This is a genomic window from Faecalibacterium sp. BCRC 81149, from assembly GCF_022750605.1.
In the GTDB taxonomy this organism is placed as follows: domain Bacteria; phylum Bacillota; class Clostridia; order Oscillospirales; family Ruminococcaceae; genus Faecalibacterium; species Faecalibacterium duncaniae.
In genome coordinates, this window is record NZ_QXJA01000001.1 from 464334 (window position 1) to 476973 (window position 12640).

Genomic DNA, 12640 nt, shown 5'->3' on the forward strand with positions numbered 1-12640 from the left:
GTGCATCTCCGTTCAGCAGATAGTCCGTTCTGACATTCAGGCAGAACGAAAGATCCTGCAGCAACTCAATCGAGCAGCAGCGGCTTCTCGTTTCAAAAACATCAATATGTCCTAGTTTGCAGCGCAACCATATCAAATTTTCTACGTTTTTCGCAGGTCTCATTTTCACGATTCCACGCAAAAAATTGAACACTGTTAGCGTTTAACAAACGCATATAGTGTGCCTACTCATTTTATCCATCCCATTTATACACAGTTCCGAACCAAAAGAACCGCATAAAGTTCTCATCAAAAAACAGGGAGTGACATCAAATCACTCCCCGTTTGCATTGATTGTATTAGAGTTTCGTCATCCAGAGCCCATGCAGATTGCAGTATGCGTAAACGGCCACCGGTTTTTCACTGCCCAGTTCAAAAACAGTGCTGGGAGCCTGCCCCGGATTCAGATAGCGGATCTGCCCACCGTTCTCAGTCTCCACGAAGATCCACTGGATATAGTGAACATCCGCCATGGGGTGCTCTACCGCGCCCACTGTGACCGTGAGACGACTGCCGGAAAGCTCTGCCACCGGCAGATGCTTCTCGCCGCTGGCTTCCACCGTATTGGGAACCAGCTCTTTCATCTTCTCCCCGCAGCAGACCAGCGGAACGCCTGCGTTATGGATGGTAGTGACGAGGTTGCCACAGTGATTGCAGATGTAAAACTTTGCCTTCATATCGAAATCCTCCATCGGAATGTTGTCGGTGTGTTTCTTGTATCTATATGATAACATTTCCTATTTATGATTTCTGTGACTGAATCACGCAAAGCGTTTTTCTGCCGTCTTCACCCTTCCCTCTGCTCCACGATTTCCAGACTATCCCGCCCTACATGGCAGAGCAAAAACAGCACTTGCACACCTGCAGCCTTTGCTTCGGCCAGTGCCGTGCCAAACTCCGGCTGTGTGCTGACATTTGGCCGCATCTCGGTGATGCCTTCCATCTGAATCACGAAAGCCACTGCGCACCGATACCCTGCCTGCTGTGCCTGCGCCAGCTCGTGCAGGTGCTTCACGCCGCGCTCGGTGGGTGCATCCGGGAAATAGCCGATACCGTCCACTTCCAGTGTGCAGCCCTTGACTTCCATCAGATACTTCTGTTCGCCCTTTTCCATGTAAAAGTCGATGCGGGACTTCCCATAGGTGAATTCCGGCCTGATATAGTCGTAGCCCTGTTTTGCAAGCCACTCCCCTACCACCTTATTGGGTGCCTGACTGTCCATATTGACCCAGCCGAGGCCCTGCTTGTGTACCGCCACAAGGTCGTATTTTGTTTTGCGTTTCGGGTTGTCTGACACTTCCAGCCGCACCGCAGTACCGGGCAGCAGCAGTTCTCTGCACCGCCCGGTGTTCTTGACATGGACGGTTTCCACTGCTCCATTCACTTCTACATGGGCAATAAAGCGGTTGGGACGGTCAACAAAAATGCCGTCTGCGATTTCTCTGTATTTCAATCTTTACTCCATTTTCAGTACAGGATTCGGGAGCCATGCCCATCCTGTTTACCAAGATACAGTTCCACGACCCTCCTGCCGCTTTCGCTGTTGCAGAGTTCTTCCTTGCAGTAGCCGCAGAGTTTTCCTTCCGCTTCCGATACATAGCGGTGCAGCGGTTCCTGCAGGTCTTTCGGGATGCTGCCCCACGGAATGACATAGCTTATGCCCGTATCCCCCACATCCACGATGCAGGCCCGCTCACTATCCTCATCAGACAAAATCAGGTTCACCAGAAACACATCCGCAAACGGTGCCCCCTGATACTCTGCCTTTTGCCGTCTGCGCTCCGTCCGAAGCTCATCCAGCGCTTGATTCAGGTCATTTTCTGTCAGCGTGGACTTGTACAACAGGATATGCAGTTTCTGCTCCGCCGCTTCACTGTCATTCTGACCGTCCGTCGGGAGTTTCACGTCTGCATGAATACACAATCACTGACAAGCATCCGAAGAACAGAAATCCTGCCGCAAAACCGATCCCTGTAAACAGCTTTTTGAAAAAGCCCATCTCTCACACCTCTTCCGGTTACAGCCTTGCCTGATACACCCGCTCCGTCCGGGCATCGAAGCAGCAGAAAATCACCTGCATGGCGTAATCCGCGTGATCTTCCAGCCATTGTGCCACTGTTTTGACTGCAATCTCCGTGGCATCTTCCAGCGGGTAGCCATACACGCCGGTCGAAATTGCCGGGAACGCAATGCTATGGACATCATGCTCTTTGGCAAGGTTCAGCGAATTGCGGTAGCAGTCCGCCAGCTGCGCGGCATCCTCTGCTGTGCCGGAATAAATCGGGCCTACCGTATGAATGATATACTTTGCTCTCAACCGGTAGCCCTTGGTGATTTTTGCTTCTCCGGTGCGGCAGCCGTGCAGCGTGCGGCACTCCGCCAACAGTTCCGGCCCTGCTGCCCGGTGGATGGCTCCATCCACGCCACCGCCGCCCAGCAGACTGCGATTGGCCGCATTCACGATGCCGTCACAGTCCAGTTTGGTAATATCCCCCTGCACCACTTGAATCTGATTTTTTACTTTTTCAGAAATCATTGTAAACACATCACTTTTTGAGCAGTTCCAACGCTTTCTCCATAGGCACGCAATCGGCATAACAATCTGGCCAGAGGAATTCATTGTAATAGCGGTAGCTCTGCTCCCCTGTCATATACTCGTTGTCCCGCGTGGAATTTGCATAGGCAGGAACGATCATGTGCAGGCCATGCTCAAAGCCCGCCTCCACCGTTGCATTGATGCAGAAGTCGGTCATGATGCCGCAGACCATCACATCTTTTTCGCCCTTTGCGGTCAGATATTCCAGCAATCCGCTCTCTTTCTTGAAAGCGTTGCATACAGTCTTGACGAACCGTTTTTCGGTCTGCAGTGGTGCAAACTCAGAATAGATATCAAACTCATCATCCCCGATGGAGAAACCGGTGCCGGGCCCATCGTCATGCTGGACATAGACGACCTCGATTCCCTGTTCGCGGGCAGTCCGGATCAATTCCCTGATGTTGCTGACAAACTTTTCAAACGCATACAGGCGTTCATCCACGATACCTTTCTGTGTATCCACAACCAGTAAAACCATGTGTAAGCCCTCCTGTTTTTTTTTTTGGTTTCATTCTACCATAGACCGTTTCTTTCTACAAGCGGATTCAAAAAATCCCAACAGGGAAAACCTGTGTTTCACCTGCAGGGATTGATTCAGCCACCCAAGACGATCAGGATCAGCACCACGACCACTGCAATAGCGATCAGGCAGCCGCACCCGCTGCCGTCCCCGCCGCCACCGCCATTGTTGTTGTGGTTTCCGCCACCACCACCGCCGCCGGACGAGCCGCCGAAGTTGCGGTTGAACGCCGTCATGTACTGGGCATAGCCCGTATCGCCTTTGCCGAAGTAACCATAATCACCGTTTGACATTGTTTTGTCTTCCTCAGAAATATATTTTTTCCCTTCTGAGGTTCATTTTATCGAAAGTGATGTCCAACAAGCATCTCTTTCAAAGCATTTTATGCAAAAATCTTTGAAAGCCATGGAAATAACGATTTCTTAAAAGTGATACCAAAGAACTTCTGCGCCTCCTCCAGATTCATCATCAGGCAGTCTCTGGACTTACGTACTTCCAATGTCTCTGGCAATTCTTTCAAAATTCTGTCGGCCTCATATGTCGCACCCGCATTATAGCAGATTTCATTTGTTCGGGGATAAATTTCAAATGAATCCTTGCTGGTTTTCCATGCATGGGAGGAGTTTTCGTGGATACGATCAAGCGTGTTCAGGATTTGATGCAAGCGCGTGATATGAATCTGTGTGTGTTGGCAAAGAAATGCGGAATATCGTACTCCACAATCCAAACCACTGCTCGTCGGGGAGGCCAGTTGAGCGTAGAGACGATTGAAAGAATCTGTCTGGGTTTGTTATGGTTCCCCATCGCCGCAGCAGTCCATAGGCGGTTTTGAAAGATAAATCTCCTTCATTTTCGTTTTCTGCTTAACGGCAGCAAGAAAAAAGACCCCCGCAGCGTATGATTGATATGTACCCGGTTTTCTGGACACCGGTTCAAAATTGAATAATTAAGCTTCCATCATGGATGCTTCCCTGAATTTAGAGGGAGGCATCCATTTTGTTTTCGCTTGGATCCTGCTATTATTGTAATAGTCGATATAATCAGCAATAGCTTTGGAGAATGCTTCAAAGGAAGGATACTGATTCTTGATGAGTCACCCAGCGGTCTTGACGGGCAGAATTATGCGCCAGATCGCAGAAAGGCTGAAAAGCGAGGTGCGGAGCGGCAGAACCATTCTCGTGATCACCCACGACAGGGAGCTGATCGAGAGCTGCTGCGATAACATTGTGGAGGTTGAAAAACGATCATCATGAAACCGCCGAGGACTATTATGGGATATCCGCGCCGGAGGAATCGTTTTTCGCCCCTGCCGGCAGCTCCACCGCAATGGTAGTGCCCTTCTCCGAACTTTTCTCCACCCAAACGGAGCCGCCGTGGAGGTCGGCGATCTCCCATACCAGTGAGAGCCCCAGTCCTGCGCCGCCGTATTCCCGGCTGCGAGACTTGTCCACCCGGAAGAAGGGCTGGAAGATACTGCGCTGATACTCCTCCGGGATGCCGCAGCCGGTGTCGGAGACGCGGAGCAGGAGCTTTTCCAACTCCTGAGTGACAGAAACCCGTACCGAGCCGCCCGGCCGGTTGTACTTGACAGCATTCTCCGTCAGGTTGAAGATCAGCCGGTAGATCAGTGCATCGCTGCCGGTCATAATGCCGTCGCCCTCCGCCGTCAGCGTGACACCGAGCTTATCTGAGAGCGGCGCAAGATCTGTGAAGATTTCCTCGATCATGGGAGCGAGCTGGATCCGCTCGTTCCGCGCCACCTGCCGCAGATTGCTCATCTCCAGCAGTGTCCTGGTCATCTGTGCCAGCCGCTCCGTCTGCTCACGCAAAAGCGTGAGGAACTCCGCCGTCTCCGGCCGCACATCAGGATGCTCCGCGGAAAACAGCTCCAACTGCGCCTGCATTAGTGCCAGTGGCGTGCGCAGCTCGTGAGCGGCGTTGCCGGTAAACTGCCGCTGGGCGGAAAAGGCGTTGTTCAGCCGCTCCAGCATCTGGTTGAACGAGCGGCTCAGCTGCCGGAACTCCGAAATAGTGTCTTCATCGATCCTCATATCGGCAAGATTGTTCAGCTGCACCTGCTCCACCTGCGAGGTAAAGCTGCGCAGGGGCTTGAGAGCGCGTCCGCTGACGAAATAGGCGAGGATGCCGCTGAGCAGCGTTACCGCCGCCGTGATGTACCAATTGGTGGTGCGGAAGCGCCCCTGCACCCCATCGACGACGATGGTCAACTCCTCGTTGGGCGCTATGAGCTGCGGGTCAAAGCTCGCCGCTCCGCCATCATTCAGGATCACCGTGCCGCCGCCTTGCAAGCTGTCCGCAATGGTGTCCATATAGTACACACCGGAGGAGCACAGCAGCAAATTCATGGCCACGCAGGTGATGCCAATGAGCAGGACGGTCATCAGCGTGATGCGCCACTGCAGGGAAAGCCGCTTCATTCCTCCTCGCCTCCCATCAGATAGCCCTCGCCGATGCGGTTGCGGATGGGGTCATAGCCCAGCACGGCGCGGAGCTTTTTGCGCAGAGCGGAGATGTGGACGCGAATGGAATTGCTGAAGTTGTCCACGCTGTTGTCCCAAACGTGATCCATCAGCTCCTCCTGACTCACGGGCCTTCCTTGATGCACCATCAGGTATTCCAGGATTCCTGTTTCCTTCCGGGTGAGCGTCAGCGTCTGCCCGTTGACGGCGGCGGTACGGGAGCGGGTGTCAAAGGTCAGGCCTCCGCAGCTCAGCAGCACATCCTGCTGGGTGAACTGCCTCAATGTCAGGCTGCGGATGCGGGCCTCCAGCTCGGCAAGATGAAAGGGCTTTGCAAGATAGTCGTTCGCCCCGGCATCCAGCCCCTGCACCTTGTCCTCCACTTCGCTGCGGGCGGAGAGGATCAGCACCCGCGTCTCCCGGTCGGTCTGCCGCAGGGTGCGCAGCACCGTCATGCCGTCCTTTTTCGGCAGATTCAGATCAAGAAGCACCAGATCGTATCGTTCCACGCCCAGAAGCGCCAGCGCCTTTTCCCCGTCATAACAGTAGTCCACGCTGTAGGCCAGCCGCCGCAGGCTGCGGACGATGGTCTCGCACAGGGCGCGTTCATCTTCAATTACTAAAAGGTGCATGAGAGCCCTCCTTTTTATTTCTTCGTTTTTTGTGTTGCTTTCATTATAGCAAAAACAGATAAGGTTTGCGTTAAGTTTTCGTTCTTAACAGAGACTTTAACTCTCCCGCGCTATGATGGGGGCAGAAAATCGGAAAGGGTGATGAAAAATGAGCTGCGGGAAAAAGGCAGCGGCGCAGATCGTGCTGCTGATGGCCGGAGCCGCCATGCTGTGCTTCGGTGTCTGGCGGGGCGAGGCGGCGACAGTGCTGAGCAAAGCAATCAAATTATGTCTGGAGTGTGTTGGCATTGGGTAAAAAGTTTTCAGGCGTTTCACAGACCATGTCCCGCTTCCGGGGCTGGATTCAGGCGGGGGCGACACTGCTGACCAACCTGCATCTGCCGAACTTTCTCAAGGGCGGACTGTATCAGGGAGCAGGGAAGACCGTCTGCGTGCCGGGGCTGAACTGCTATTCCTGCCCGACAGCCTCCGGTGCCTGTCCCATCGGTGCGTTTCAGGCAGTGGTAGGCTCGTCAAAGTTCAGTTTCTCCTATTATATCACAGGCTTTCTCATTTTGCTGGGAGTCCTACTGGGACGCTTTATCTGCGGTTTTCTGTGTCCCTTCGGCTGGTTTCAGGAGCTGCTGCATAAAATCCCGACAAAGAAGCTCTCCACAAAGAGGCTGACGCCCCTGACATACCTGAAATACGCTGTCCTGCTGGTGATGGTTTTCCTGCTGCCGGCGTTCCTTGTGAACGATGTTGGCATGGGAGACCCGTTCTTCTGCAAATACCTCTGCCCCCAAGGCGTGCTGGAGGGAGCCATCCCTCTGTCCCTTGCCAATTCCGGCATCCGGGCGGCGCTGGGCAAGCTGTTTACATGGAAATTCAGCATTCTGCTGTCGGTGATCGTGCTGAGCGTACTGTTCTACCGACCGTTCTGCAAGTGGCTCTGCCCGCTGGGCGCGTTCTACGCGCTGTTCAACCGGGTGTCCCTCTTCCAGATGAAGGTGGATAAGAATAAGTGCGTTTCCTGCGGGAAATGCGCCAGAGCCTGCAAGATGGATGTGGATGTGACGAAAACGCCCAACCATACCGAGTGCATCCGCTGCGGGATGTGTATCCGTGCCTGTCCGACGAACGCCGTGTGCTTCCGCTACGGCTTCGGCGATGGAAAAGAGAAAGAAAACGCAGCGACACTGCGAGAAAACAACAACAAAGCTTAAGGAGAAACGAATATGAACGCAAAGAAGATACTGGCTCTGATGCTGTGCGCGATGATGCTGCTCTCCCTTGCAGCCTGCGGCGCAAAGGACAACGACAAGCAGGCGGATATGAGCGGAGACAGCTCCGCCATGACCGGCGAGCCGAAAACCGCCGAGGAGGCACTCGCCCTGCACAAGGAGCTGCTGGAGCGGGAGAACGCGATCCTGTCGGAAAATACCGAGCTGTGGGAAAAGGTTTTCATGGCGGCCGACAAGGGCATGACCATGCAGGAGGACGGCAAAAACTACGGCGACTTCCTGCTGGATACCGTCGAGGCTGCTAAAGAGCAGTTCACCGACAAGGAGTATGAGTGGCTGAAGGAGTCAGCCACGGAGATCAGCAATATTGAAAACAGGCTGACCGAGTTGGAAGAGAAGTATCCCGAGATCATCCAGAAGTCCATGGACGGCGATATGAGCATGCCCGCGGGCAGCGACACGAGCACCCCTCCCGACGACGGCAGTATGCAGAAGTTCCCCGCCTTTGAAGGGAAAGATCTGGACGGCAACACGGTGAAGAGCGACGAGCTGTTCTCCGCCAACGCCGTCACCGTGGTGAATTTCTGGTTCACCACCTGCAATCCCTGCGTAGGCGAGCTTTCCGAGCTGGATGCGCTGAACAAGGAACTGGCGGAGAAAGGCGGCTCCCTCATCGGCGTCAACACCTTCACGCTGGACGGCGACGAGAAGGCCATCGCCGAGGCGAAGGATGTGCTTGCCAAGAAGGGCGCCACCTATCAGAATGTGTATTTTGACTCCGACGGTGAGGCGGGAAAGTTTACTACCAACATCTTTGCTTATCCCACCACCTATGTGGTCGACCGCAGCGGCAATATCGTGGGTGAACCCATCGTAGGAGCCATCACAGAAAAGAAGCAGGCGGAGACGCTGCAAAAGCTCATCGAGCAGGCGCTCGCCGCCGATGTGGGCTGACCCGAGATTTAAAAAAGCGCCTGCTGTGCGCCGCTGCATTGCCCATGGCGCTCGAAGGGTCGGAGTGAGTCCTGATTCCCCTGAAAGGAGGAAACGTGATGTATCGAAGCGTATTGGCACTGCTTTTCGCCTCGGTGCTGCTGCTCAGCGGCTGCGCTGTCGGGCAGCAGACTGTGCCGAAGGAAAAGAGCGGACAGGAAACAAACATGGACGGAGCGGCTTTTGACCGGTCCGACGAGGAGATCACCTATATGGATACCACAGACAATGTCATCTATCTGGCGGGCGGCTGCTTCTGGGGCATGGAACAGCTGATGCAGTCCATCCCCGGCGTCATCGATGCCGAGAGCGGCTACGCCAACGGCACCTGCGAGGCGGATGCCGATTACAAGACCGTCTGCAAGGGAGAGACCGGCTTTCGGGAGACCGTGCGGGTGGAATACGACCCCGAGCAGGTGAGCCTCGACGCGCTGCTGATGGCGTACTTCTATGTGATCGACCCCACGGTACAAAACCAGCAGGGCAACGACCGAGGCAGCCAGTACCAGACCGGCGTTTACTTCACCAATGAAAGCGCGAGAGAAACGGTGAAGCGCATCGCGGAGATCGAGCGCGGCCGCAGCGAGAAATTCTTTGTGGAGATCGGCCCACTCAAGAACTACTATCCCGCCGAGGAATACCATCAGAACTACCTCGAAAAGAATCCGGGCGGCTACTGCCACATCCCGCGCGCGGAGATGGAGCTTTTTTCCCGGCTGCGCATCGACCCGGGCGACTATCAGAAGCCCGCGGCGGAATCCATCCGGGACAAGCTGACGGCGGAGCAGTACCGTGTTACGCAGGAGAGCGGCACAGAGCGCCCTTTCACAGGCGAGTTCTGGGATAAGTTTGAAAAGGGCATCTATGTGGATGTCGTCACCGGCGAGCCGCTCTTTTCCTCCACAGATAAGTACGAGAGCGGCTGCGGCTGGCCGGCTTTCACAAAGCCTATCGAGGGCCCCGCTGTGGTGGAAAAAGAGGATTTGAGCCATGGAATGCGCCGCACGGAGGTCAGAAGCCGCGCCGGAGACTCCCATCTCGGTCATGTGTTCACCGGCGATCCGGAGTCCCCCAATGGCGTGCGCTACTGCATCAACAGTGCGGCCCTGCGCTTCGTCTCCTATGAAAAAATGGAGACCGAGGGCTACGGATACCTGCTGTACCTGTTTGAAAAATAGGACGCAAACGGTCGGCAGTTCTCATGCAAGGAACTATCAGCACATCACAGCATATCGGACTGCCACCGGGCAGTCCGATATGCTGTGAATGGAACAGAGAAGCGCCCGTATCAGCATTTATGCTGGCACGGGCGCAAATCATTTAAGGCATGCTTTACACCCCTGTTTCTTTCGTTATATCAGAAACGGGGAGATGACTTTGTGGTTTTTTGACAGGCTGAGGAAGGCTCCGGCGCTTTTGGCACCGGAGCCTTCCTTGAGTCTTACTTCGCTAGTACAACGGAAATTTTGATCTCCTTTTCCGCCTCGCTCAGGTCGAACGCACCGCCGTCGGCAACGGTCACGCGCAGCTCGTAAAGCGTGCCGGCGGTAAGCTCTGTTACGGTCTTGCCGTCCTCGTCCGTGATCGACCACAGCGCGGGTTCGACCTTTGCCAGCTTGCCGTCTGCGCCATAGGCGTAGAGGGTCAGCGCGGAGGTGCTTCCGGAAAGATTGTTCATCCGGAAGGCGACGGTGGTGTTGGGGTGGACGTTTTCGACTGTCACGGTATTGCGCCAGCTTGCAACCTCGCCTTCGCCTCCGTCCTGTTCAAACTGTGCCTGCGTCAGCACGTTTCGTGTGGCCTTATCGAGGTTGACCTCTCGGTACGGCATTTCGGGAAGATACACAAAACGGTCCTGCAGGCGCAGCAGCTCCAGATAGCCGGTCGGGCAGTAGAGCGCGTTGCCGCTGTTGCCGGCGTACATCCCGATCGCCATGTTGTTGTAGCCGTATTTATTGGAAACATCCATCGTGAAAACGGTCTCGCCGGTCTCAAAGTCCAGCATGATGTACTGCCACATCCCGGTGGTCACATCCTGCACATAGCCGTACAGATAGCCGGTCGCGGTGGAGAGCTTGAAAATCGAGGTATCGCTCAGGTCGTTCCGGCACCAGACGCTCTTCATCTCGTAGCCGTTGGCGGTCTTTACGGTGTCTACGCGCTCAATGCCCGGGGCGATCATGATGTTGCCCTTCATAAGCCAGTTCTGGTCGTAAATATTGGCGTAGCTCTGGATGGAGGAGTCGTTGTTGGGGTCTGCCAGACCTGCGTTGCCCGCGCCGAACCAGTTGCAGACGATGGTACTGACGGTGCCTTCGCCGTCATCGTAGACGATGGCAGAGTTCTCAACGGCTACCTGATAGCCCTCGGGCAGATCATCCAGCACCGGGGTGCTTGCCACCACCTCGCCGGTCTTCATATCGAGCGCAAGAAGATTCACGGGGTCCTGATTGTCGGTGAACAGCACAAGGTTCGGCGTCAGGGTGGGCGAGCAGCCGCCGCCCCATGCAAGACCGCCGCCGGTGGTCTTATCGCCTTCGCCGCTCACCTTTGCGCCCGCGCTCTTGTACGGCGTGCACCACACAACGTTTACGCCGTCCTCTGCGCGCAGAAGATAGCAGTTCTGGTTGGTCAGGATGACCGCACCCTCCTTGGAGGCGGCGATGCCGTTTTCTGCACCCTCGCCGGGGGTCAGCTCGTGGACAAAGACCGCCTTGGAAAGGTCTGTCTGCCTGCCGTTCAAAATTGCATCAATGGCAGAATGGGCAATATAGCCGATAACGCCCTGCTGCTGGCGCTGCGGATAAATGCGGAAGCCGCCCGTTGCAAACCAGAGGTTTCCGTCATAATCAAAGACCACGGACAGAAGATTCTGGGTCAGCTCCTTGCCAAGTGCAGCCTCGGCGGCAGCCTTGATGTCGATGTCCAGCACCTTTTCAAATTCGGGCAGCACGTTGCCGCTTTCGTCTGTTGCGCGGAGCATCAGCACATGATTGTTGCTCGTGGGGCAGACGATGCGGTTGGATTCGTCCAAGAAGGTGTAGGAGCTTTGGATAACGTAACCGCCGCCGTCATGCTTCTTCGGGGAGAAATAGCCGAGCGTCTTTGTTTCTTCGGCGTTCAGATCCCGGATGGCGATGCCGCCAAGCAGCGGCACAACGGCATGACCGTAGCTGTCAAAGTAGATGGCGGGAGAAGCGTTTGCGTTCGTTTTCTCGTAGGAAACGTTGATCTCGGGGTAGATGCCCAGCGGCAGGATCTCATCCGTCGAGTCAGTATTGTAGCCGTCATGGTGGATGTTGGCATCGCTCTTTGCCATGTAGGGGTTCTCATCTACCTGCTTGGGGTGCAGGGCTTTCACGGGCAGTGCCGTAGAGGTGGGTTCCTCCGCCGCGGGCTGTACCGCAGCAGGCTGTGCGGGAGCTGCCGAAGCGGCGCTGCTGTCCGCAGGGGGCTGCGTTCCGCCGCAGGCAGCCATGGAAAGGCACAGGGCAGCTGTCAGGGACAGGCTTAACGCAGAATGGATGATATTTCTCTTTTTCATAAACCGTTCTCCTTGTTGTGTTCGTTGCGGTCAGACCGGAGCGGCGCTTTCTTGTCCAGCCAGCTGCAAAAGCCCTGCCGTAAAGCGTCTTCGGTCACCGGCTCGAGCAGAAAGTAGTCTGCGCGCAGCCGGAAGGCGTGGAGCGAAAAATTCAGGTCACTGCACCAGATGATGCGCGTTTGGGGACAAAGTGTGCGCAGATGCTCTACCGCGTTCAAGCCATCGACACCCGGCAGGGCAATCAAGGCATTGGTCAGCGGCTCGTTGTGTGCGGCTTCAAAAAAGCTTTCCTGATCGCGGTAACAATCCATTTGGGGAAACAAACAATGCTCGGCGCAGAACCGTAGGAGCTGCTCTGCTAAAAAGGCTTCCTGCGCCATGCTGTTTGTCAGCACGGCGATTCGATGCACAACACCCCTCCTTTCCTTCTGCCGTCGTTGGGGGTTTTTCTGTCTTCAGTATACGGGCAGGCGCAGCCTTTTCAAGGCATTTGGCACGAAAGCCCGGTTTCCGGCACGAAATCCAGGTTTCTGCTGCGACAGAACCGGGCAACTGTGCTATAATCAGGATGAAAGATTTTATAAAGGAGGTTGGAAGCTGTTTGTAAGCAGCT

The 12640-nt window shown here is 55.2% G+C and carries 16 protein-coding genes; 6 read left to right on the forward strand and 10 right to left on the reverse strand.

Annotated elements, in window-relative coordinates:
- Window positions 1-338: 338 nt before the first annotated feature.
- From D3F01_RS02270 to D3F01_RS02295, 6 genes are all read right to left on the reverse strand, one after another.
- Entirely contained in the window at window positions 339-716 is a 378-nt protein-coding gene (locus D3F01_RS02270) for a desulfoferrodoxin family protein (RefSeq protein ID WP_149793754.1), read from the reverse strand.
- A gap of 110 nt (window positions 717-826) precedes the next feature.
- Window positions 827-1492 (reverse strand): DNA/RNA nuclease SfsA, encoded by a 666-nt coding sequence (gene sfsA, locus D3F01_RS02275; protein WP_242885799.1) that lies wholly within the window; start codon window positions 1490-1492, stop codon window positions 827-829.
- Window positions 1493-1506: 14 nt separating this feature from the next.
- Window positions 1507-1944, reverse strand: coding sequence for a hypothetical protein (locus tag D3F01_RS02280; protein ID WP_242885801.1), 438 nt, complete (start codon window positions 1942-1944; stop codon window positions 1507-1509).
- A 112-nt stretch (window positions 1945-2056) separates the two neighbouring features.
- Window positions 2057-2575, reverse strand: coding sequence for an O-acetyl-ADP-ribose deacetylase (locus D3F01_RS02285; RefSeq protein ID WP_242885803.1), 519 nt, complete (start codon window positions 2573-2575; stop codon window positions 2057-2059).
- A gap of 10 nt (window positions 2576-2585) precedes the next feature.
- Window positions 2586-3113 carry a cysteine hydrolase family protein gene (locus tag D3F01_RS02290; protein ID WP_242885804.1) on the reverse strand — a complete coding sequence of 176 codons (528 nt, stop codon included), beginning with the start codon at window positions 3111-3113 and terminating at the stop codon, window positions 2586-2588.
- A 116-nt stretch (window positions 3114-3229) separates the two neighbouring features.
- The gene (locus D3F01_RS02295) at window positions 3230-3448 is read right to left on the reverse strand and encodes an HFLK protein (RefSeq protein ID WP_097793250.1); all 219 of its coding nucleotides are present in this window, start codon (window positions 3446-3448) and stop codon (window positions 3230-3232) included.
- A 365-nt stretch (window positions 3449-3813) separates the two neighbouring features.
- On the opposite strand from D3F01_RS02295, the gene D3F01_RS16005 reads away from it, so the two are divergent.
- Window positions 3814-3987 (forward strand): helix-turn-helix domain-containing protein, encoded by a 174-nt coding sequence (locus D3F01_RS16005; RefSeq protein WP_347567989.1) that lies wholly within the window; start codon window positions 3814-3816, stop codon window positions 3985-3987.
- A 289-nt stretch (window positions 3988-4276) separates the two neighbouring features.
- A complete protein-coding gene (locus tag D3F01_RS15910; RefSeq protein WP_278251974.1) occupies window positions 4277-4408 on the forward strand; it encodes a hypothetical protein in 132 nt (43 codons plus the stop codon).
- A gap of 15 nt (window positions 4409-4423) precedes the next feature.
- Here D3F01_RS15910 and D3F01_RS02300 read toward each other — a convergent pair whose 3' ends face one another.
- Window positions 4424-5593, reverse strand: a complete 1170-nt coding sequence (locus D3F01_RS02300) for a HAMP domain-containing sensor histidine kinase (protein ID WP_242885805.1) — start codon at window positions 5591-5593, stop codon at window positions 4424-4426.
- Complete coding sequence (locus D3F01_RS02305; protein ID WP_156072628.1) at window positions 5590-6267, reverse strand: response regulator transcription factor; 678 nt, start codon at window positions 6265-6267, stop codon at window positions 5590-5592. Before D3F01_RS02305 ends, D3F01_RS02300 begins: the two co-directional genes overlap by 4 nt.
- A gap of 148 nt (window positions 6268-6415) precedes the next feature.
- On the opposite strand from D3F01_RS02305, the gene D3F01_RS02310 reads away from it, so the two are divergent.
- The 4 genes from D3F01_RS02310 (at window position 6416) to msrB (ending at window position 9661) form a co-directional block, all read left to right on the forward strand.
- On the forward strand, window positions 6416-6562 hold the full coding sequence (locus D3F01_RS02310) for a CD1871A family CXXC motif-containing protein (RefSeq protein WP_165643166.1): 147 nt from the start codon (window positions 6416-6418) through the stop codon (window positions 6560-6562).
- 25 nt (window positions 6563-6587) lie between these two features.
- A complete protein-coding gene (locus D3F01_RS02315) occupies window positions 6588-7472 on the forward strand; it encodes a 4Fe-4S binding protein (RefSeq protein WP_242885884.1) in 885 nt (294 codons plus the stop codon).
- A gap of 12 nt (window positions 7473-7484) precedes the next feature.
- Window positions 7485-8444, forward strand: coding sequence for a TlpA disulfide reductase family protein (locus D3F01_RS02320; protein WP_242885806.1), 960 nt, complete (start codon window positions 7485-7487; stop codon window positions 8442-8444).
- A 98-nt stretch (window positions 8445-8542) separates the two neighbouring features.
- Complete coding sequence (msrB, locus tag D3F01_RS02325; protein ID WP_242885807.1) at window positions 8543-9661, forward strand: peptide-methionine (R)-S-oxide reductase MsrB; 1119 nt, start codon at window positions 8543-8545, stop codon at window positions 9659-9661.
- A 263-nt stretch (window positions 9662-9924) separates the two neighbouring features.
- On the opposite strand, the gene D3F01_RS02330 is transcribed toward msrB, so the two are convergent.
- Window positions 9925-12027 carry a hypothetical protein gene (locus D3F01_RS02330; RefSeq protein ID WP_242885808.1) on the reverse strand — a complete coding sequence of 701 codons (2103 nt, stop codon included), beginning with the start codon at window positions 12025-12027 and terminating at the stop codon, window positions 9925-9927.
- The gene (locus D3F01_RS02335; protein ID WP_179860369.1) at window positions 12024-12437 is read right to left on the reverse strand and encodes a response regulator; all 414 of its coding nucleotides are present in this window, start codon (window positions 12435-12437) and stop codon (window positions 12024-12026) included. The genes D3F01_RS02330 and D3F01_RS02335 overlap by 4 nt, the downstream gene beginning before the upstream one ends.
- Window positions 12438-12640 lie beyond the last annotated feature (203 nt).

What these genes read in the sequence shown, in the direction of transcription:
- D3F01_RS16005 (WP_347567989.1), top strand. Translation starts at nt 3,814, where the DNA reads ATGCAAGCGCGTGATATGAATCTGTGTGTGTTGGCAAAGAAATGCGGA.
- D3F01_RS02305 (WP_156072628.1), bottom strand. Translation starts at nt 6,267, where the DNA reads ATGCACCTTTTAGTAATTGAAGATGAACGCGCCCTGTGCGAGACCATC.
- msrB (WP_242885807.1), top strand. Translation starts at nt 8,543, where the DNA reads ATGTATCGAAGCGTATTGGCACTGCTTTTCGCCTCGGTGCTGCTGCTC.
- D3F01_RS02310 (WP_165643166.1), top strand. Translation starts at nt 6,416, where the DNA reads ATGAGCTGCGGGAAAAAGGCAGCGGCGCAGATCGTGCTGCTGATGGCC.
- D3F01_RS02315 (WP_242885884.1), top strand. Translation starts at nt 6,588, where the DNA reads ATGTCCCGCTTCCGGGGCTGGATTCAGGCGGGGGCGACACTGCTGACC.
- D3F01_RS02320 (WP_242885806.1), top strand. Translation starts at nt 7,485, where the DNA reads ATGAACGCAAAGAAGATACTGGCTCTGATGCTGTGCGCGATGATGCTG.
- D3F01_RS15910 (WP_278251974.1), top strand. Translation starts at nt 4,277, where the DNA reads ATGCGCCAGATCGCAGAAAGGCTGAAAAGCGAGGTGCGGAGCGGCAGA.
- D3F01_RS02270 (WP_149793754.1), bottom strand. Translation starts at nt 716, where the DNA reads ATGAAGGCAAAGTTTTACATCTGCAATCACTGTGGCAACCTCGTCACT.
- D3F01_RS02330 (WP_242885808.1), bottom strand. Translation starts at nt 12,027, where the DNA reads ATGAAAAAGAGAAATATCATCCATTCTGCGTTAAGCCTGTCCCTGACA.
- D3F01_RS02300 (WP_242885805.1), bottom strand. Translation starts at nt 5,593, where the DNA reads ATGAAGCGGCTTTCCCTGCAGTGGCGCATCACGCTGATGACCGTCCTG.
- D3F01_RS02285 (WP_242885803.1), bottom strand. Translation starts at nt 2,575, where the DNA reads ATGATTTCTGAAAAAGTAAAAAATCAGATTCAAGTGGTGCAGGGGGAT.
- D3F01_RS02290 (WP_242885804.1), bottom strand. Translation starts at nt 3,113, where the DNA reads ATGGTTTTACTGGTTGTGGATACACAGAAAGGTATCGTGGATGAACGC.
- D3F01_RS02295 (WP_097793250.1), bottom strand. Translation starts at nt 3,448, where the DNA reads ATGTCAAACGGTGATTATGGTTACTTCGGCAAAGGCGATACGGGCTAT.